Raw genomic sequence first — 20,004 nt, 5'->3', positions numbered from 1 at the left:
TGAATAAAGAGAGTTAGCAGACTCTAAACCGTTAATAAACAGTTTAATAAAAAAAGAAGTTGTGGATGGGTATCAGGGGCCAGTTGGCCCCCTCGGTCAATGTGCAAATTGCCGTATTTTTTTCCCCGGCATCGCAAACCACACTACGGTCGCCAGCAGGATCAACAAACCGCTGGCGGTACCTAATACTAAGCTGTGCGAGGCTGAAAAAGCGAGTTTGGCGCTATTGAGCAGCGCGTCATATCCACCAAGATTATTTACTACCTGAATGGTTTCGCTAATAGAAGCACTGGCCTGTTCCGTTAAGCTGGCGGGCAAATCCTCCGGTAATACAATCGAGGATGTATAGGCCCGCGATAGCATCAAACCAAAGATTGCCACCCCCAAACCTGCGCCTAACTCATAAGCCATACCTTCGACGGCTCCCGCCGCACCGGCTTTTTCTGGTGGAGCGGCGCTCATGATTGCCGCCGTGGAGGCCAGCAGTGAAGCTTCAATACTGAAACCGAGTAATATCATCCATCCCCACGCCAGATATACCTGCGTGGCAAAATCTGTCCAGGCCAACCCGAGAAAACTCAATGAACTGAAGGCGATACCGGCACTGGCGACAGTACGTAATCCCAGTCTGGCTACTAACCATCCCGATAGCGGCCCGCTCACTCCGCTGGCAATCATTAATGGCAGCAGAAATATGCCCGCTTCAAGTGGACTTTTACCCAACACAAACTGCAATTCTTGCGTCAGGAGTAATTCAAACCCCACCAGCGTTATCATCGCCGTCATTGCCATTGTTATGCCAACGGCAATAACTCGCTGACTTATCAGACGAAAATCGATCATCGGGGCAGAGGTAGACAATTGATGGCGCACAAAAGCAAATAGCATCACACCACCAAACAAAGCCGTCAGCGACGTCGTCACCGGGTCGCCATTGCCGCGCAGCCCGGTTTTGGCAGCATAGACCAACATCAGGATGGCAGTGATCAACACCAATGCCGGAGCCAATTTCCATGTCTGTTCAGTGCGCATCGGCTGAGTAGGAATAACCACCAATGTGGCAATAACCACCGCGATAATAATAGGAATATTGATTAAGAACACCGATCCCCAATAGAAGTATTCCATTAATAACCCACCGACCAACGGCCCCATCGCCGCGCCCATGGTGCCAATAGCTACCCAAATTCCTAATGCTAAAGCCCGCTCGCGTTCATCAGTAAAAATATGGCGCACTGCGGATAAAGTGGCGGGCAGAATCATCGCCGCGCCAATCGCCAGACAGGCACGCGCAGCAATCAACGCGGCAACCGACGGTGCCAAAGCAGCCCCAAGTGATGCCATACCAAACAGTACCGACCCCAATAAAGCCAGACGTTTAAAACCGATGCGATCGCCCAGTGCCCCCATAGGGAGCAATAAACAGGCCATAACCAACGAGTAAATATCGATGATCCACAGTAACTCGCTGCCAGTAGCAGACAAGGCGATCCCCAGCCGTGGGGCAGCCACATGAAGTACGGTTGCATCAATAGAAACAGGGAGATACATCAGAATAATAACGTAGAAAATCATCCACTTTTTAGACATACAAAACGCTCGGATTAGGCATAAATTAGTGTTGAACACCTGTTCAATTTCGCAATAATAGCGGAAAGTTGAACTAACGTCCAATTCATCACATAATGATGAAAATATTAATGCGTCAGATAAAGGAGTCTCTTTGGCCTATTTGAATCGTGAAGAGCGACATGACACCATTTTGCGCGCTGCGATGCGTGTCGCCATAACCGAGGGGATGAACGCGACCACCGTGCGCCGTGTTGCCAGTGAGGCGGGAGTGGCTGTTGGGCAAGTACATCATCACTTCACGTCGGTTTCACGACTGCGAGCCGATGCTTTTCTATTATTAGTGAAGCAATCTTTAGCGGCTTTCGCGATAAACAGCCAAAACTTACCGGCCCACGAGCGGGTGCTTCTTGTTCTGGGTTATCCACAAGATGAAGCGGGTAAACGAGAAACGCGTTTATGGAATGAAGTCTCGGTCATGGCCGAACGCGATGACTTGATTAAAGCCGCCTGCGCTACCTCAATGTCGGATTGGCATCAGGCCACCGTCGAGGTGATTGATGCCGGAATAGACAATAATGAATTCCGTTCAGATATAAGCGCCAGTGATATCGCATGGCGCTTGATTGGGCTGGTCTGTGGTCTGGATGGATTGACACAATTAACCGAATTAGGTTTTTCGGAAACAGAAATACTGCGCCATCTGACCGCCACGATGAAAGCCGAATTACTAAAAAAACCTTAAGCTAACACCAGCCTTAGTTTGTATCTCACTCGGAATTTTACCGGAGATACAGGCTATAATGGCTATTTGACCCACCTATTCCCAAAATCATTGGCGTTGTGGCAAGCATCTGAAAACTGCTGCAACATCAAGGAAGAACGGGATTTTTGAGAGCCTACTATGACTCAACAATCTACTGTCGCCGATGTTATCTATTACAACGGCATCATTTACACGGCAGATGCCAATAACCGGGTGTGCAGCACCATAGCACTGGGCCAGGGCTATATTCTGGCGACGGGCAATGATGAGCTTATCCCGCAGTTTTCCGGCCCGAAAACCCAACTTATCGATCTGGCTGGTAAGTTTATGATGCCCGGCCTTATTGACAGCCATATGCACCCGTTTTGGGGTGGCAAACAGCTGATCGGTTGTAATCTCAATTATGCCGCGCTGAGTGTTGAGCAGACGTTGGATATTATCCAAAAGCATCTCGATAGTGACCCCTTTAAAGGCGAAAATGACTGGCTGACCGTCCGCGCCTGGCAGCGCCAAGCCATGACACCGGTAGGTGCAGATATGAGCCGTGCCGCCCTCGACTCACTTAATACTCGTCGCCCGGTGGCGTTGTTCTCGAATGACTGCCACACGCTGGCGGCCAATAGTCGCGCGCTTGAGTTGCTGGGGATTGATGAAAATACGCCGGTCCCACCCGATGGCAAAATTGCTCGCGACGCGAACGGCAAACTTACCGGCATTTTGGAAGATGCACCGGCCATGCGCGCCTTTGATAGCATCCCTTCCGCCACGCCAGAAAAGAATGTGCAAATTGCCGCTCATGTGCAGCAAGTCTTAAATGCTCAGGGCGTCACTACGGTGATGGATACCCGTGTATTTGCCGAACAATTAGTGGCTTTCCGCCAATTATATGAGCGCAATGAGCTGACTTTACGCATTCTGGGTGCCAAAGAAGTGACACCAGACAGCCTGCAAGGGCCGGAAGATGCGGCACGCGTGGTGCAAGAAGTGGTGGAATTTGGTCGCCTGTGGGGAAATGAAGAGTGGACACCCGCGCCGGGGTTTGCTGTTGAACACTTGAAACTGTTTATCGACGGTGTATTACAGCCGCCGACCATGACTGCCGCCCTGCTCGAACCTTATCGTGCCAACCACGGCACGGCAGAAAACCCAGATTGGCAGCCAACTAAACACTATGGCGACCTCTATTTTACCGCGCCAGTCGTCAATGCGGTGATTCTGGAATGCGCCCGTGCTGGCCTTCATCCACACACTCACACCGTGGGTGATGGTGCCATCGAAATGGTGCTGGATGCGGTGGAACAGATGCGAGCAGCCTTCCCTGGCAAAGATATCCGGCCGGGGCTGGCGCACAATGAGCTGGTGGCTGCTCATCAATATGATCGCTTTGCCAAACTGGGGGCGACTGCCGTGCTCTCTTTCCAGTGGGGCGGTTTGCCGGGTGTATTGATTGATGAAGAGCGTGAAATGCTGGGTGAAGTCCGTTTCCAACATATGGAACCCGCGGCGCGTTTCCTCGATGCAGGGGCACGTATTGCTTATGGGAGTGACTGGCCGATTGACCGTTTGGATGAATGGTACAACCTGCAAGTGGGGATGACCCGCCGCGCATGGCATCTTGACGGCAGCCCCGCTGGCCCGCGGCTGGATAATGATCGTGACCTGACGCTGATTGAAACATTACGCTCCGCGACTATTGACGCGGCGCATATGATTGCCAAAGAGCAGTATATTGGCTCACTGGAAGCGGGTAAATTTGCCGACATTATCATTTTGAAAAATAACCTGTTTGAGCAGTCGCCAGAGACAATTTATCAAACTCAGGTGGAATCTACATTGATTGGCGGTAAAGTGGTTTATCAGGCCGGATAAACCGGTGTTTATACCCACCCGAGCAACTGATGTAACTCAGTGATTCGGGTGGTAAATATGCCGAAATCAACGGCAATTTACCTGGATGGCCCAAGTCATCAATCTGGCAAATAACGCGGCAATACCAAGTCGGAAAGGTATTGGCTTTCAAACCTTCCCCCCTTGTGTCAAAATCCGCTCCTTTCTATGTTAGATCTGCATAAAAATGCAGCTTAGCGGTGCTTGTACACACCAGGAGATGATACGGTAATGCCACAAAATATTCAGTTGCGCAGAGTGCTTAAAACCCCCGCGCTGGTCGCTTTCGGGCTCGCCTATATGGTGCCTTTGGGCGTATTTACCACCTACGGACAGGTAACTGTATTAAGTCAGGGGCATCTACCTATTGCCTATCTGGTCACCGTAGCTACCATTTTATTTACCGCCCTCAGTTATTGCCGGATGACTAACGCTATGCCGTTATCAGGTTCTGCCTATTCTTACGTTCAGCGTAGTTTTGGTGGAAAAACCGGTTTTCTGGTGGGTTGGGCGCAAATTTTGGATTACCTGTTCCTGCCAATCCTTAATTATTTAGTTTTAGGCATTTTCTTGCACGAGGCATTTCCGGCGATCCCCGCACCGGTATTTATTATTGCGTCTATTGTCAGTGTCAGCCTATTGAATATTCTCGGTGTGCGCCTGCTCACTTCGGTGAATTTCTCGCTGATAGCGGCGCAAATGGTCTTTATCGTATTATTTATTGCTCTTTCTTTCAGTCAGGCAGATTTAAGCCCGGCTGCGTTAATGAAGCCACTGCTGGTCAATGCCGGTGATATGTCTGGCTTATTATCTGGTGCCGCGGTGCTTTGTCTGGCATTCCTCGGTTTTGATGCCATCGCGACTATGGCAGAAGAAGCCCACGACGCAAAACGCACTCTGCCACGCGCTATTCTATTTACCGTGATAAGCGCCGGTGCCATCTTTATTGCTGTATCTTATGCCGCGCACTTGGCTTATCCAGACTGGAAATCATTAATCCCTTATCAGGACACCGCCAGCCTGATTATCTCCGAGCATGTCGGCGGTAAGTGGATGTATAACTTCTTTATGGCCACTTATCTGACGGGCGTTTATGCCTCGGCGATGACCGCACAGACCAGTGTGTCGCGTATCTTCTATGCCATGGGCCGTGAAGGGGTACTGCCACGCAAAGTGTTCTTCCATCTACATCGCAAGTTCCATACGCCGTGGCGCGCTATTTTGTTCGTGGCAACCATCTCGCTGCTGGCGCTGTTCCTTGATCTGAATTTAGTGGTGTCGATGATAAGCTTCGGTGCGCTCGGCGCGTTCACCTTTGTGAATTTGAGCGTTATAAAACACTTTATTTTCAATGAGAAACATCGTGGTATTTCAGCCATGTTTAAATATGGGCTGTTGCCAATGATGGGGTTTGTGATGTCGGTGTGGTTGTGGGTTCATCTTGAACAGCGCGCGCTGGAGGTAGGCCTGCTGTGGTTACTGGCAGGTTTTATTTACCTGCTGTGGCTAACGCGCGGTTGGCGTCAGTCTCCACCATCGGTTCATCCGGATGATATTTCTCATCTGCTGTGATTAGTATGAAGAGCCGCATAACGCGGCTCTTTTTTGTGATATCCGCTCAGCTATTAAAGGCCGCGACGCGCCCGACCGACCGCCTCACCCAACTGCCACACCGCCATCGCGTAATGGGTACTGTGGTTGTAACGGGTAATAGTGTAGAAGTTTGGCAAACCATACCAATATTGATAGCCGGTACCGACATCAAGGCGCAACAAGCTGGCTTCCTGATAGTCGCCCAGCGAGCCGGTCGGGCTTAGCCCTACGGCAGATAATGTCGAGATGGGGTATTTGGTCTTAAAGCCATTATCGAGATTCGGCGCTTGCCCGTTGGCAGGAATAGCCACCGCCGCCCCTTTGGTCCAGCCGTGGGCTTTGAAGTAATTCGCCACACTACCGATGGCATCCTCCGGATCCCACAAATTGATATGACCATTGCCGTTAAAATCAACAGCATAATCTTTAAATGACGATGGCATAAATTGACCATAACCCATAGCGCCGGCGTAAGAACCGCGCAGACTTAGCGGGTCATTGCCCTCAGCGCGCGCCATCAGCAAAAAGGTTTCCAGCTCACCAGAAAAATACTCGGCGCGGCGTGGATAAGCAAAGGAGAGTGTTGCCAGCGCATCAATGATACGAGTCTTACCCATCACTCTGCCCCAGCGTGTTTCAACACCAATGATGCCAACGATAATTTCTGGTGGAACCCCGTAAACCTCATAAGCACGTTGCAGGGCTTTTTCATGTTGATTCCAGAAATTCACCCCATTTTGCACGTTATCTGGCGTAATAAATTGGTTGCGGTAGCGGTTCCAGGCACCATTTGGCCCGGATGGACGGCCAGAGGTCGGCGCTTGCTTATCCATCAAGCGGATAACAAAATCCAGTTTTTTAGTTTGCGCTAATACATCATGCAGTTGCTGACGCTCAAAACCATGCTCACGCACCATTTTGTCAACAAAACGGGCGGTATCCGCATTATAGGCAAAATCACCGTCTGGCACGTGACCCACATGTTGTGGTTCAAGTAAAAAACCACTTTGTGTCAGGCTATCTGACGGCGTCGCAGCAACAGGAGGCGTCGGCTTGCTGCTACAGGCAGAAAGCAAAATGAGTGAGGGAAGAATGACAGCTAAGTGACGCATCGTATATCCATAAACCATGCTAAAAAGTAATAGCTATGTTAAGTCATTGCCTATAAGGAACAAACAGGAAAATGCAGGATTATACTGGGTTATTTACAATAGGAATCGTACAGTAGCCAGTGCCTGCGCCAGAGGAAAATAGACTAAACCCTTTGAAGAATAAGGAATTACAGCAACATCAACGAAACATTTAGTATCAAATAATACGAATGATTTTCACTATCATTGCTAATTTCTTTCTATACAATCGACATGTTTCTCCGTTGACTCACTCTCTCGTTTTCTTCTTTGACCTGTTAAAGGATGTCTTTATGAAGTTACGTTTATCCTCTCTTGGCCCTGTTGCTCTGTTAGCTTCCTCAATGATGCTGGCTTTTTCCGCCAATGCTGCATCCAATGACGAAGGTATTGTGGTGTATAACGCCCAACACGAAAATTTGGTGAAATCCTGGGTCGACGGCTTTACCAAAGATACCGGTATTAAGGTAACCCTGCGCAATGGCGGGGATAGCGAGTTAGGTAATCAGCTGGTTCAGGAAGGCAGCGCATCACCCGCCGACGTTTTTCTGACGGAAAACTCCCCGGCAATGGTGCTGGTCGATAATGCAAAATTGTTTGCCCCATTGGATGCAGCAACACAAGCTCAGGTGGCGAAAGAGTATCGCCCTGAACATGGCCGCTGGACCGGCATTGCTGCCCGCAGTACCGTTTTTGTCTATAATCCGGAAAAAATTAGCGCAGCCGAGTTACCTAAGTCGATCATGGACTTAGCTAAACCTGAGTGGAAAGGCCGTTGGGCTGCATCACCTTCTGGGGCTGATTTCCAGGCCATTGTTAGCGCCATGCTGGAACTGAAAGGCGAAAAAGCCACGTTGGAGTGGTTAAAGGCCATGAAAACCAACTTTACCGCTTATAAAGGTAATAGCACGGTGATGAAAGCGGTGAATGCTGGCCAAATTGATGGTGGTGTTATCTATCACTATTACCGCTTTGTTGATCAAGCCAAAACCGGTGAGAACAGCGGTAAAACTCAACTGCATTACTTCAAACATCAAGATCCAGGTGCCTTTGTGAGTATCTCTGGTGGTGGTGTATTGGCGTCGAGCAAGCATCCAAAAGAAGCACAGGAATTCGTGAAATGGATAACCGGCAAATCAGGTCAGGATATCTTGCGCACCAATAATGCTTTTGAATACGCTGTGGGTGTCGATGCTGCGTCTAACCCTAAATTGGTGCCGCTGAAAGATCTGGATGCGCCAAAAGTAGAACCGTCTAAACTAAACAGCAAGAAAGTGGTTGAGTTAATGACAGAAGCTGGCCTGCTGTAATACAGTCAACCTGCTGATAATATGTATTTTTAGCCCGTCGCGTCCCTGACCAGACGGGCATTAACACGCCGAGTGCCTTGACGATTATGGCCAATGTAAACCCCGATGTTATCCCGCTGCCACTGAGTCAGACAACTCAACGCCAATATAGCCGCCGCCCTGGTTCTGGAATTGTGGTTATTGCGGTAATGCTTTCTCTACTGTCCTTGCTGCCACTGGGGTTTGTGATTGGCATTGCCATTGATACCGGTTGGTCAACGGTCAAGGCGCTGGTTTTCCGCCCTCGCGTGGGGGAATTACTGCTTAACACCGCATTACTGGTGGCGTTCACTTTGCCGCTATGCGCCATTATTGGTGTGGCGTTGGCGTGGCTCACCGAACGCACCACGCTACCCGGCAGGCGAATTTGGTCACTGCTGGCTATTGCCCCACTGGCAGTGCCTGCTTTTGTGCAAAGTTACGCCTGGATAAGCCTGGTACCCTCAATGCACGGGCTTGGCGCGGGGGTATTTATCTCTGTCATTGCCTATTTCCCTTTTATTTATCTGCCCGCCTCAGCAGTATTGCGCCGCCTTGATCCCGGCCTGGAAGATGCAGCAGCGTCTTTAGGTAGCACGCCCAGCGCAGTATTTTTCCGCGTGGTACTACCACAATTAAAACTCGCTGTTTGGGGCGGTTCGATATTGATTGCACTGCATTTATTAGCAGAATATGGCCTGTACGCCATGATCCGTTTTGATACCTTTACCACGGCTATTTTTGATCAATTCCAATCCACTTTTAATGGCCCAGCGGCCAATATGTTAGCGGGTGTTCTGGCGTTATGTTGTCTGGGATTATTGTTAATCGAAGCCACCAGCCGCGGCTATAACCGCTATGCCCGAGTCGGTTCGGGTAGCGCGCGCAGACAAACTGCTTATTCAATGGGAACCGCCCTCACCCTGTGGTGTCTGCTGCTACCACTGGTGATGACCGCCCTCTCGCTCGGTGTACCTTTTATCACCCTCACCCGCTGGCTCTACATTGGCGGCATTGATGTATGGTTGAATGCTGAGCTGTTTCCAGCCTTGAAACAAACGCTGGCTCTGGCGCTGAGCGGTGCCGTAATTATCACTCTGTGCGCCATACCAATGGCCTGGTTATCCGTGCGCTATCCAGGCCGCTTACATCGGGTCATGGAGGGGTGTAACTATGTCACCAGTTCGCTGCCCGGTATTGTGGTCGCACTGGCACTGGTGACCATCACCATCCGCATTGCACGGCCGCTGTATCAAACTGAATTCACTCTTTTACTGGCCTATTTATTGATGTTTACGCCACGCGCCTTAATCAGTTTACGGGCCGGTATTGCGACTGCGCCGGTCGAGCTGGAAAACGTGGCACGCAGTTTGGGTAAAACGCCCACTCAGGCCATCTGGAGCACCACCATGCGGCTGGCGGCCCCCGGTGCGGCGGCGGGTGCGGCCTTGGTATTTCTAGCGATATCCAATGAATTGACTGCCACCTTATTATTAGCACCCAATGGTACCCGAACCCTGGCCACCGGATTCTGGGCATTAACCAGTGAAATAGATTATGTTGCTGCATCACCTTATGCCCTGCTTATGGTGGCACTCTCCCTGCCACTCACCTGGCTCCTTTATTCTCAATCTCAACGTACGGCAGGATTATGAGCACGCTTGAACTTCAAAAAATCGGTAAATCTTACCAATCGGTCAGGGTATTAGACGACATTGATTTACAGGTGACAGCGGGCAGCCGCACTGCGATTGTCGGGCCATCGGGTTCGGGTAAAACCACATTGCTGCGTATTATTGCCGGTTTCGAAACGCCGGATAGCGGCAAGGTGATTTTGCAAGGAAATCCGCTATTTGACCAATCAACTCACGTGCCAGCGCATAAACGCGGGATTGGGTTTGTCCCGCAAGATGGCGCACTGTTTCCACATTTTACCGTGGCGGGTAACATTGCTTATGGGCTAAAAGGCAGCAAGCAAGATAAAGCCCGACGGATTGATGAATTGATGGAAATGGTGGCACTAGACCGGCGATTAGCGCAACTTTGGCCTCATGAAATATCCGGTGGCCAGCAACAACGTGTCGCGCTCGCCAGAGCATTGGCGCAAAGCCCGGTATTGATGTTATTGGACGAACCCTTTTCAGCACTGGATACCGCTTTGCGTGCATCTACCCGCAAAGCGGTAGCTGAACTGCTGTCACAAGCCAATATCGCCTCCATATTAGTCACCCACGATCAAAGCGAAGCATTATCTTTTGCCGATCAGGTCGCGGTAATGCGCGCGGGCAAGCTGGCTCATGTGGGCGCGCCGCAAGAGCTTTATCTCAGGCCGATTGATGAGCCGACCGCAACATTCCTTGGTGAAACACTGATTCTTTCCTCGAATATTGCGGCCGGATGGGCCGACTGTGCGCTAGGCCGGGTAAAGGTTGACGATGCAACGCGCCAAGGGCAAGCACGCATTATGCTGCGCCCCGAGCAAGTGACTATCACACCACTGCCCTCCGCTCACCATTATCCGACTCACTGCTTGGCTAAGATTGTCAGTATTGATTTTGCCGGTTTTATTTCAACGCTCACGTTATCTATTATTGAGCACGACGAAATCGTCGCAATCAAAACCATCAGCCGCGAAGGTATCCATGTTGGCTTAATGGTTGATTTGACGATTATGGGTCAGGCCCATATTTTTGTTGAGTGACAGACAACACATTTCTATTAACACTGTCGACTAAAACATGGCAATAAGCACAAGTTATGCTCTGCACGCTCCGGTAGATTGGATTATGCTACTGAAATCATGAATATCGGAGCCGTACCAAATGGATGAAATCCACGTCATCATATTGACCATCGGGCTATTTGTACTCACATTTATTAATCCCGGCGCTAATTTACTTGTTGTGGTTCAAACCAGTCTCAGCTCTGGTAAGAATGCAGGTTTACTCACCGGGTTGGGTGTGGCCTTAGGGGATGCAATTTACTCAGGATTGGGGTTATTTGGTATGGCAGCGCTGATTGCTGAAGGGGGAGCTCTGTTCTCGGCAATTAAGATCGGCGGCGGTTTGTATCTGGTTTGGTATGCCTACAATATGGTGCGCCATCGTCAAGAACTGCACATGGGCATGGGTGCTGTCGCTACTTCATCAATTACGCCTTGGTATGTGTTCTTCCGCCGTGGGCTGTTAACTGATTTATCCAACCCACAAACTGTGCTGTTTTTTATCAGTATTTTCTCGGTAACCCTCACCCCGACCACACCAGCATGGGCCAAAATGGTCGCCTGGCTCGGCATTGTTGTGGCCTCAATCCTCTGGCGGTCATTGCTGAGTATGGCATTCTCCCGCCCGGCAGTACGCCGCGCGTATGGCAAGGTTCAGCACTTGTTAAGCGGTATTATCGGAGTCGCTGTCGGAGCCTTTGGGCTGCGCTTAATTTATGAAGGGATAACCCGCCGCTGATAGCAAAATATGGCTGTTATCAGCATCACATAGGCTTCGCTTGGAGTCTTTTTTGTTCCTGTCGCAATTGCCGATACTCCAGCACTGTCAATACGATAACCACCAAGTCAAGAATAGTGATTAAAATCAGCATAATAGAATGAGTAAAGGTATAACGATAAAGTTGATAGATAATAAATAAGCTAAAAATGACTATTGCTGCTGGGTAATACCCCAGTTTTTTGCGCCACAATCCAATAATGACCCATAACTTAACAATGCCATGAATTAATAAATAAAACGCGGCGAAATGCAGACTGCTGATGGAAAGGCTTTGCGCTGCATGCAGCAAATAATTGGCAATCACATCGCCACGATCTTCGATAAATTCAACTTGAGTAATGCGATGCAATATATTCAATAAAAGCTGGGGGGTAACAAAAAAAGTTAAAATACCCGCCACAATCTCCATGATAGCCAATATCGCTTTTAGCAACAGGCTAACTTCAAAAACAGCATGAATATTCTTCTCCCCGAAGAGGTTATTACGCTCAAAACGGTTTCTCATATTCAACATCGCACTCATTCCCTGCGTGATAAAGCTTTGAAGAGTATTGATATAGAATAGCAGTTTACGCGGTGCCGGTTAAAGCACCGCTATTGAAATACGCCAATATTAGCGTTTTAGTGTTTCGCCATTACTCTGAATGACATCCCGATACCAATAGAAACTTTTCTTACGGCGACGTTCCAGGGTGCCATGACCACTATCATCACGATCAACATAAATAAAACCGTAGCGCTTGGATAATTCAGCTTTCGAAGCACTCACCAGGTCAATCGGCCCCCAACTGGTGTATCCCATTACCTCTACGCCATCTTCAATAGCCTCGCTGACTTGGACTAAGTGGTCATTGAGGTAGTCGATGCGATAATCATCTTCAATATTTCCATTAGCATCCGGCTTATCTTTTGCTCCCAGCCCATTTTCAACAATAAACAGTGGCTTTTGATAACGATCCCACAATTCATTTAGCAGAATACGCAATCCATCGGGGTCTATCTGCCATCCCCACTCTGAACTGGCAAGATGTGGGTTTTGTACCATGCTCAGAATATTGCCTCTGGCCTGATGATTTAATTCCTCATCGGTAGTCACACAGCCACTCATGTAATAGCTGAAGGAAATAAAATCGACCGTTTCTTTTAGTGCCAGTTTGTCTTCTGCCGTAATCTCAAGACTAATACCATGCTGCTTAAAGTAACGGCCCATATAGGAGGGGTAATAGCCGCGCACCTGTACATCGCCAAAGAATAACCATTCACGATTCTGCTGTAGAGTTTCCAACACGTCAGCAGGTTTACAGGTTAACGGATACATCAAACCGCCTAACAACATATTACCGATACGGCCATCAGGAATAATTTGATGTAAAGCAGCAACTGCTTTGGCACTGGCAACCAATTGGTGATGAATCGCCTGATATATCTCACTTTTACTGCTTTCCCGCTCTAACCCAACACCGGTAAAAGGCGCATGCAGTGACATATTTATTTCGTTAAATGTCAGCCACAATTTGACCTTATGCTGATAACGCTGAAATACCGTGCGGGCATAATGTTCAAAGAAACCAATTGTTTTACGATTTCCCCAGCCGCCATAATTCTTCACCAGGCCATAAGGCATTTCATAATGAGATAGCGTCACCAGTGGCGTAATATTGTATTTCGCCATTTCATCAAATAAGCGATCATAGAATGCCAGGCCGGCTTCATTCGGCTGCTCCTCGTCGCCCTGCGGAAAAATACGCGTCCAGGCAATAGAAATACGCAGGCATTTAAAGCCCATCTCAGCAAATAGTGCAATATCTTGCGGGTAGCGGTGATAAAAATCGATAGCCACATCTTTGACATAACTGTCGCCATTCACGCGGGGAACGATATCACCGAAAATACCGTATGGCTGTAAATCAGAGGTTGATAGCCCTTTTCCATCAGTAAGATAAGCTCCTTCAACCTGATTAGCGGCAATAGCCCCGCCCCAAAGGAAGTTGTCTGGAAATGCATGTTTCATCTGTTTTCTCCTGAATCAGTATTAACGAATCACGGTTAATAACGGTGCTTGCTCTGTAATAGATGTCCCTTTGGCATACAGAACATCCTGATAATCTTCACTGTTGCTGATAATGATCGGCGTGGTCAGGTCATAACCAGAGTTAATAATCGCCGCGTAATCAAACTCCAATAGCAGGTCCCCAACATTAACTCGATCCCCCACACTGACATGCGCGGTAAAATATTGACCCTCGAGTTTGACGGTATCAATGCCGACGTGAATAAGAATTTCAGTACCAGCATCGGACTCAATACCTATTGCATGGTGAGTTTTAAATAACGAAGCCACTACACCATTAACCGGTGAAACAACCCGGCCTTGTTGCGGAATAATGGCGATTCCCGCCCCCAACAAGCCGCTGGCAAAAATAGTGTCGCCAACATGAGTTAATGCCTGTAATTCACCGCTGATTGGGCTAAATATCACTTCGCCAAGGCCACTATGGTCCTTGGCGATAGATGAGGTTTGCAGTGGTTTTTCAAGTTCTGGCGTTGTAATTTGGGCTGGCAAGCCAAAGAAGAAGGTGCCAATTGCGGCAAAAACCAATGCGGTCAGAGTGCCTATAATTGCGCCCCATACGCTGGCATCAATGCCGGTAGTTGGAATTATCTGGGCAAAAGAGAAAATACTGACCAGACCAAATGAATAAACATGAGTCTGGCTATACCCCACAATAACGCCGCCAATCGCCCCGCCGATACAACCGAATATAAACGGTTTTTTAGACGGCAACGTCACCCCATAAATAGCAGGTTCGGTGATACCAAATATACCGGCAGTAAATGCCGAACCAGCCAATACTTTCATTTTGGCATCACGGGTACGTAAAAAGACGCCGAGTGTCGCCCCCACCTGTCCCATCACAGCGGGTAATAGCAGTGGCAACATGGCGTCATAGCCCAATACACTCAAGTTATTAATCATCAATGGGACCAAGCCCCAATGCAGGCCAAAAATGACGCATATCTGCCATATTCCGGCTAATACACCACCAGCCACCGGCGGGGCTGCGGAATAAATAATTTGAAAACCTTCGGCTAATAAATGGCTCAGCCAGGTCGCTAGCGGGCCAATCAATAAGAATGTGGCAGGAACCGTAATCGCCAAACACAACAACGGGGTAAAAAAGTTTTTAATACTGCTGTGTAAAATGCGATTAAACCTTTTCTCTAACCAACAACTGACCCAGGCCGCTAATATGATAGGAATAACGGACGACGTGTAATTAATAAAAGTGACCGGAAGGCCAAGGAAATAGAGGGTCGCAGCGCCAGGTTGCCCAGTGGCATTAAATGCAGCCAGCATCAGAGGATGGACTAAAGCACCACCAATCGCCAAGGTAATAAACGGATTGCCACCAAATTTCTTACCCGCGGTATAACCTAGTACTAGTGGGAAGAAATAGAACAAAGAGTCGCTGGCAGCGAATAAAATCATATAGCTGCCGCTGGTAGTCTGTAACCAACCGCACACCACACTGAGTGCTAGAAAACCCTTAAGAATACCGGAGGCTGCCATGATCCCGAGTAAGGGAGTGAAAATGCCCGAAATAATATCAATACAGCGACTCAGTAAACCCTCTTTTTGTCGGCTCGGCTGGCGCTCATTTTCATCACCATCAGATAAACCCGCTTGCTGCAATAATTCCTGATAGACCTCGCTGACATGGTTGCCAATAACCACCTGAAATTGCCCGCCACTCTCCACCACCATAATGACGCCCGGATTTTGTTTCAGCATTTGTGCATCTGCTCGCGACGTGTCCTTGAGTTTAAAGCGCAAACGAGTAGCACAATGAATAACACTGTTAATATTGCTCTTCCCTCCCACTCCGGCGAGGATCTCGCTGGCGACCGCTGTGTATTGCATAATATGTTCCTTGGATAGCAGGATGATTTATATAAATAAATCACCTATTTTGGTCATTAAGTCCGGGCAAAAAAAAACCTGAATATGCTCTGCACCGCCATAAGCGATACCAACACATTCAGGTTTTGCCTGCCCTCAGCAGTCACAATCCTTTATTCTAAAATCTCTTTTGCTAATGACTTAATCGGGCAAGTTAGAGCATTCCCGACGAACCCGCTCAATATGAATAGTCAAAAACATCAGCTCTTCTTTACTCAAATCCTGCTGATACTGCAATTTAATATGTTGCTGAATTTTCCCGGCACAGCGATAAGCCGCAATATAATTCTCTTTTATCGTATCGTGTAAAGAATCATCATCACTAATGACATTATTGCGCCCCAACATGCGCTGCGCAAAAAATTTCAGATGCGTGACAAAGCGGTGATAGCTTAGCCCGTTCTCATCATATTCCAGCTTAAACTGATACTTTACGATATGCAGAATTTCCTGCATCACCTTGGTGACCTGCATGACTTCGGACATTTTGCTATTTAGCTGCGCATTCACCAAATGCAACGCAATAAATCCAGCCTCATCTTCACGCAATTGCACACCGAGCCGTTGTTCAATGATTTGCAATGCTTCACAGCCCAACCCAAACTCTTTGGGATACAGCCGACGAATCTCCCATAGCAATCCATTGGTGATATCTAAACCTTGCTTGTGGCGTTCAATTGCATAAAAGCAATGGTCCGTCAGTGAGATATAGAGATTATCTTGCAGCTTCCCCAACTTAGCCGCCGCCAAAGTGATTATTCGATCACAAGTAATCATCACTTCTAATGGGATACAACTCAGTAACTCACTTAATCGCGACACCCACTCATTATCTTTCAGTGCAAATACTTTTTCTATCAATGTGTTATCTAGCAATTCACCCGGATGTTTTTGAAAGCCAAGACCGCGGCCCATCATCACCTGCTCCTGCCCCTGCGGGTCAAGAACGATAACCACATTGTTATTAAGTATTTTAGCGATTTTCATGTGTTAGCCCTGAAAACAAAAAAACCCGACTCAGCAGCATTCATCAAGCCACTCAATCAGGTTTTGCCCGCCATTGACGGTAACAATCCAACTACCGCTAAATTAACATGTTACTACCCGACGACAAGCAGGTAGAGCTAAAAATCGTGATGCAGATCTCCTATTGCTTTCGCCCAAAAATGTCCTGCGCAAAGGGAATGTCGATGAATAACAATAAAAGACCGATTACTGCTTCACTGAGCCGCAGTGAATTTATTCAACCATCTGCCGCAGTCAACGAGGCTGCGGCAATTGCCGATTTTTGTGACAAACAGGCGCTACTCAGACAATATTGCTCTTGCCCGTACTCGCCAATATTCATCATTTATGCGAATACGCTAAATAAGTAACCCCGTATTGCTGATGCCAGTACAATGGCTGCATCTTGAAGTACCTTGTTGCCACAGGAGTTACACCGTGCACCATTACCCAGCCAGCCATACCTATGATGAAGCCAGCGGCGAATACCATATCCATTACCGCGACTTTCCAGAATCAGGTTCTGTGACTTACTCGGTCGATGACATAGAGTTAGAAGCACAAGATGGCATTAAAAATGGCATTGCCGCGCAAATAGAAGAACAGCGCCCTGTCCCCGCACCATCGGCAATGCAACCGGATGATATTGCTATCCACGTACCGATTCTGGTGCGCCTGAAAGCAGAATTGCACAATGCCATGCTCACCACTCAAACCCGCAAAGCCGATATGGCCCGTAAGTTAGGTTTGAATGCAGCTCAAATGGATCGTCTGCTGGATGTGTATTACGCTTCCAAGGTTGAAGCTCTGGAACAAGCTCTTTATTTACTGGGTTTTGAAGCTGATGTGGTAGTAAGAAAAGTCGGATAATTAAGCTCTCCCAATCGTTATCGCTTAAATTTAAGCCAAGAGAGTAACAAATTGTTATTAAGCGATAATTTAAAAAAACGTTAATAGCTTCACACTTCAATACATTGACTAACATTAATTACTGTTTCTGTATAAAAGTGTGATCTAATGCATAAAATTACAGTATTGAAAATCGCTCTCTATTGGGATTACATTAGCGCCATCGACTCGCAGACAGTGACTGAGTGACTCAGGCTGGCGAGGTGCTCCAAGGGGGAGTGGTTAAATGAAGTATTTCTTTATGGGTATCTCAATTATGTTGGTGGTTTGGGTTGGCACCTTCATGATGATGGTCGAATAGTATTCGACTGAGATATTCACTACCTGACATCGTATAAAGGGCGCATTTGCGCCCTTTATCATTTTAAACTCTATATCATTTACCCGGCATCATTCTGCGCAAAGTATCATCACGGCGAATATAGTGATGGTAAAGCGCCGCCAATGCATGAGCACCAATCACGAAATATCCTAAATTAGCAATTAATTCATGTGTTTGTTTTAGATAAGCCCGCGCTTCATCATTCGGCGTCACCCATTGCGGGACTTGCCAGCCGAGCAAAAACCAGGTTTTCCCACCATAGGCCTGCGCCAAAACACCCAAAATTGGTAACGATAAAAACATCAGATACAGGCACCAATGTAAAATATGTGCCCCTAATAGCTGCCAGTCAGGTAATTTTGGAGTGATAGGAGGAATTGTATTTTTGTGGCGCAACCAGAGTCGCACCAGCATAAGCAACCAAACAGAAATACCAAAATTGAAATGCAGGTTTTTTACCAGGGTTCGGTCTTCATCAGGCACCGTGTCACTGAGCAGCATGGCTGCATAGGTCAAAATGACCATCAATAACGTCAGCCAATGTAAGGTTATCTGGGGTAATGAATAGCGATTTCTCATAGCCGCACGCTCCACTTAAATAACGCAATTAAGACTAAGTATGGTGTTAAACAGATGAAGAGAACATTAAGGATGGGTAGATAAGCTGTTGAAGAGTGACTTTTATTCTGACTGAAGCCCTAAGCTACCAGCCAGAATAAGGTTATTTGACGCTAAGAATTGCTAACGGATTAAGCCGTTTCCCCAGATGCGGTTTTACCTGGCTTTAGCAAACCATCGACACGGAACATACTTTTAATCCCACGCACCGCCTGGCGGATCCGGTCCTGATTCTCAATCAGAGCAAAACGGACGTGGGTATCACCATAATCTCCGAAACCAATCCCCGGCGAGACGCAAACTTTCGCATCAGACAGCAGACGTTTAGCAAACTCTAATGATCCTAAATGCGCGTAAGGCTCGGGAATTTTAGCCCAGACGTACATTGATGCTTTTGGATTTTCAACCATCCAGCCCGCTTCGTGCAACCCACGAACCAAGGCATTGCGACGTTGGCGGTATTGTTCGGCGATATCACGCACACACTGCTGATCCCCTTCCAGCGCAGCAATAGCTGCCACCTGTAATGGAGTGAAAGTGCCGTAATCGTGGTAGCTCTTAATCCGCGCCAATGCATTGACCAACTCGGGGTTGCCGACCATAAAACCAATACGCCAACCCGCCATATTGTAGCTTTTAGATAAGGTAAAGAATTCAACTGCAATATCTTTTGCACCCGGTACTTGCATGATTGATGGGGCTTTCCAGCCATCATACACAATATCGGCATAAGCCAAATCATGCACCACCAGCACATCATATTGCTTCGCCAGCACCACAACGCGCTCGAAAAAGTCCAGCTCGACACATTGCGCCGTTGGATTAGACGGGAAACCGAGGATCATCATTTTCGGTTTTGGAATAGTTTCGCGGATGGCTCTTTCCAATTCACCAAAGAAATCAATACCTTCGGTCAGGGGAACCGAACGCACTTGTGCGCCCGCAATGACCGCACCGTAGATATGAATAGGATAACTGGGATTAGGCACCAGCACGGTATCACCGTGATCCAATGTCGCCAGCATCAAATGCGCCAGCCCCTCTTTCGAGCCGATGGTGACAATGGCTTCACTTTCAGGGTCAATATCTACCTGATAACGATCCGCATACCAGCGCGAAATCGCCCTGCGCAAGCGAGGTATCCCTCGAGAGGTTGAATAACCGTGAGTGTCCTCACGTTGTGCGACGCTACACATTTTCTCAACAATATGCGGCGGCGTCGGGCCATCCGGATTACCCATACTAAAATCAATGATGTCTTCACCACGGCGACGCGCGGCCATCTTCAACTCAGCAGTGATATTGAAAACATAAGGGGGAAGACGATCAATTCGGGTAAAACGACGTTTGGAAGGGGATTCAGCCATAATTTCCTCAAGGATACGTTAGCGCCCGGACCGTCCGAGCGACGCT

At 48.1% G+C, this 20,004-nt stretch carries 18 protein-coding genes; 10 read left to right on the top strand and 8 right to left on the bottom strand.

Features of this window, described 5'->3' with window-relative positions; translation table 11 throughout:
• Positions 1-96 precede the first annotated feature (96 nt).
• Positions 97-1,590: an MFS transporter gene (locus QSV56_RS20995; protein ID WP_050139004.1), complete on the bottom strand. Its 1,494-nt coding sequence runs from the start codon at positions 1,588-1,590 to the stop codon at positions 97-99.
• A gap of 133 nt (positions 1,591-1,723) precedes the next feature.
• Between QSV56_RS20995 and QSV56_RS20990 the strand changes: the two genes are divergently transcribed.
• The 3 genes from QSV56_RS20990 to QSV56_RS20980 all read left to right on the top strand — a co-directional run bounded on the left by QSV56_RS20990 (position 1,724) and on the right by QSV56_RS20980 (position 5,794).
• Entirely contained in the window at positions 1,724-2,314 is a 591-nt protein-coding gene (locus QSV56_RS20990; RefSeq protein ID WP_242365417.1) for a TetR family transcriptional regulator, read from the top strand.
• 159 nt (positions 2,315-2,473) lie between these two features.
• Complete coding sequence (locus QSV56_RS20985; RefSeq protein ID WP_301213630.1) at positions 2,474-4,204, top strand: amidohydrolase; 1,731 nt, start codon at positions 2,474-2,476, stop codon at positions 4,202-4,204.
• 249 nt (positions 4,205-4,453) lie between these two features.
• Positions 4,454-5,794, top strand: coding sequence for an APC family permease (locus QSV56_RS20980; protein ID WP_046050520.1), 1,341 nt, complete (start codon positions 4,454-4,456; stop codon positions 5,792-5,794).
• A gap of 53 nt (positions 5,795-5,847) precedes the next feature.
• On the opposite strand, the gene mltB is transcribed toward QSV56_RS20980, so the two are convergent.
• Positions 5,848-6,927 carry a lytic murein transglycosylase B gene (gene mltB / locus QSV56_RS20975; protein ID WP_046050519.1) on the bottom strand — a complete coding sequence of 360 codons (1,080 nt, stop codon included), beginning with the start codon at positions 6,925-6,927 and terminating at the stop codon, positions 5,848-5,850.
• A 311-nt stretch (positions 6,928-7,238) separates the two neighbouring features.
• On the opposite strand from mltB, the gene QSV56_RS20970 reads away from it, so the two are divergent.
• The 4 genes from QSV56_RS20970 to QSV56_RS20955 all read left to right on the top strand — a co-directional run bounded on the left by QSV56_RS20970 (position 7,239) and on the right by QSV56_RS20955 (position 11,734).
• Complete coding sequence (locus tag QSV56_RS20970) at positions 7,239-8,255, top strand: iron ABC transporter substrate-binding protein (RefSeq protein WP_019081703.1); 1,017 nt, start codon at positions 7,239-7,241, stop codon at positions 8,253-8,255.
• Positions 8,256-8,341: 86 nt separating this feature from the next.
• The gene (locus QSV56_RS20965) at positions 8,342-9,928 is read left to right on the top strand and encodes an iron ABC transporter permease (RefSeq protein ID WP_242365414.1); all 1,587 of its coding nucleotides are present in this window, start codon (positions 8,342-8,344) and stop codon (positions 9,926-9,928) included.
• Positions 9,925-10,974 (top strand): ABC transporter ATP-binding protein, encoded by a 1,050-nt coding sequence (locus QSV56_RS20960; RefSeq protein WP_046050516.1) that lies wholly within the window; start codon positions 9,925-9,927, stop codon positions 10,972-10,974. Before QSV56_RS20965 ends, QSV56_RS20960 begins: the two co-directional genes overlap by 4 nt.
• A 121-nt stretch (positions 10,975-11,095) precedes the next feature.
• On the top strand, positions 11,096-11,734 hold the full coding sequence (locus QSV56_RS20955; protein ID WP_005172122.1) for a LysE family transporter: 639 nt from the start codon (positions 11,096-11,098) through the stop codon (positions 11,732-11,734).
• Between the two features lie 25 nt (positions 11,735-11,759).
• Here QSV56_RS20955 and QSV56_RS20950 read toward each other — a convergent pair whose 3' ends face one another.
• The 4 genes from QSV56_RS20950 to licT form a co-directional block, all read right to left on the bottom strand.
• Complete coding sequence (locus QSV56_RS20950) at positions 11,760-12,290, bottom strand: DUF2127 domain-containing protein (protein ID WP_019081706.1); 531 nt, start codon at positions 12,288-12,290, stop codon at positions 11,760-11,762.
• A 99-nt stretch (positions 12,291-12,389) separates the two neighbouring features.
• Positions 12,390-13,787 (bottom strand): glycoside hydrolase family 1 protein, encoded by a 1,398-nt coding sequence (locus QSV56_RS20945; RefSeq protein ID WP_019083639.1) that lies wholly within the window; start codon positions 13,785-13,787, stop codon positions 12,390-12,392.
• 21 nt (positions 13,788-13,808) lie between these two features.
• Positions 13,809-15,698 carry a PTS beta-glucoside transporter subunit IIABC gene (gene bglF, locus QSV56_RS20940; RefSeq protein ID WP_046050513.1) on the bottom strand — a complete coding sequence of 630 codons (1,890 nt, stop codon included), beginning with the start codon at positions 15,696-15,698 and terminating at the stop codon, positions 13,809-13,811.
• A gap of 180 nt (positions 15,699-15,878) precedes the next feature.
• Complete coding sequence (gene licT, locus QSV56_RS20935) at positions 15,879-16,724, bottom strand: BglG family transcription antiterminator LicT (protein WP_050158803.1); 846 nt, start codon at positions 16,722-16,724, stop codon at positions 15,879-15,881.
• Between the two features lie 203 nt (positions 16,725-16,927).
• Between licT and QSV56_RS20930 the strand changes: the two genes are divergently transcribed.
• The 3 genes from QSV56_RS20930 (at position 16,928) to ypdK (ending at position 17,952) form a co-directional block, all read left to right on the top strand.
• Positions 16,928-17,113: a hypothetical protein gene (locus QSV56_RS20930; RefSeq protein ID WP_050158815.1), complete on the top strand. Its 186-nt coding sequence runs from the start codon at positions 16,928-16,930 to the stop codon at positions 17,111-17,113.
• A 67-nt stretch (positions 17,114-17,180) separates the two neighbouring features.
• Complete coding sequence (locus tag QSV56_RS20925) at positions 17,181-17,612, top strand: hypothetical protein (RefSeq protein ID WP_046694755.1); 432 nt, start codon at positions 17,181-17,183, stop codon at positions 17,610-17,612.
• A gap of 265 nt (positions 17,613-17,877) precedes the next feature.
• Positions 17,878-17,952: a membrane protein YpdK gene (ypdK, locus tag QSV56_RS20920; protein ID WP_098057507.1), complete on the top strand. Its 75-nt coding sequence runs from the start codon at positions 17,878-17,880 to the stop codon at positions 17,950-17,952.
• A 75-nt stretch (positions 17,953-18,027) separates the two neighbouring features.
• On the opposite strand, the gene QSV56_RS20915 is transcribed toward ypdK, so the two are convergent.
• Entirely contained in the window at positions 18,028-18,552 is a 525-nt protein-coding gene (locus QSV56_RS20915; protein WP_046050511.1) for a cytochrome b, read from the bottom strand.
• A gap of 170 nt (positions 18,553-18,722) precedes the next feature.
• Positions 18,723-19,958, bottom strand: coding sequence for an alanine transaminase (gene alaC, locus QSV56_RS20910; RefSeq protein WP_046050510.1), 1,236 nt, complete (start codon positions 19,956-19,958; stop codon positions 18,723-18,725).
• Positions 19,959-20,004: the final 46 nt, after the last annotated feature.

Origin of the sequence: Yersinia sp. 22-579 (genome assembly GCF_030433455.1) — a bacterium.
GTDB lineage: Bacteria > Pseudomonadota > Gammaproteobacteria > Enterobacterales > Enterobacteriaceae > Yersinia > Yersinia enterocolitica.
This window is presented reverse-complemented; position numbering and strand designations above follow the sequence as displayed.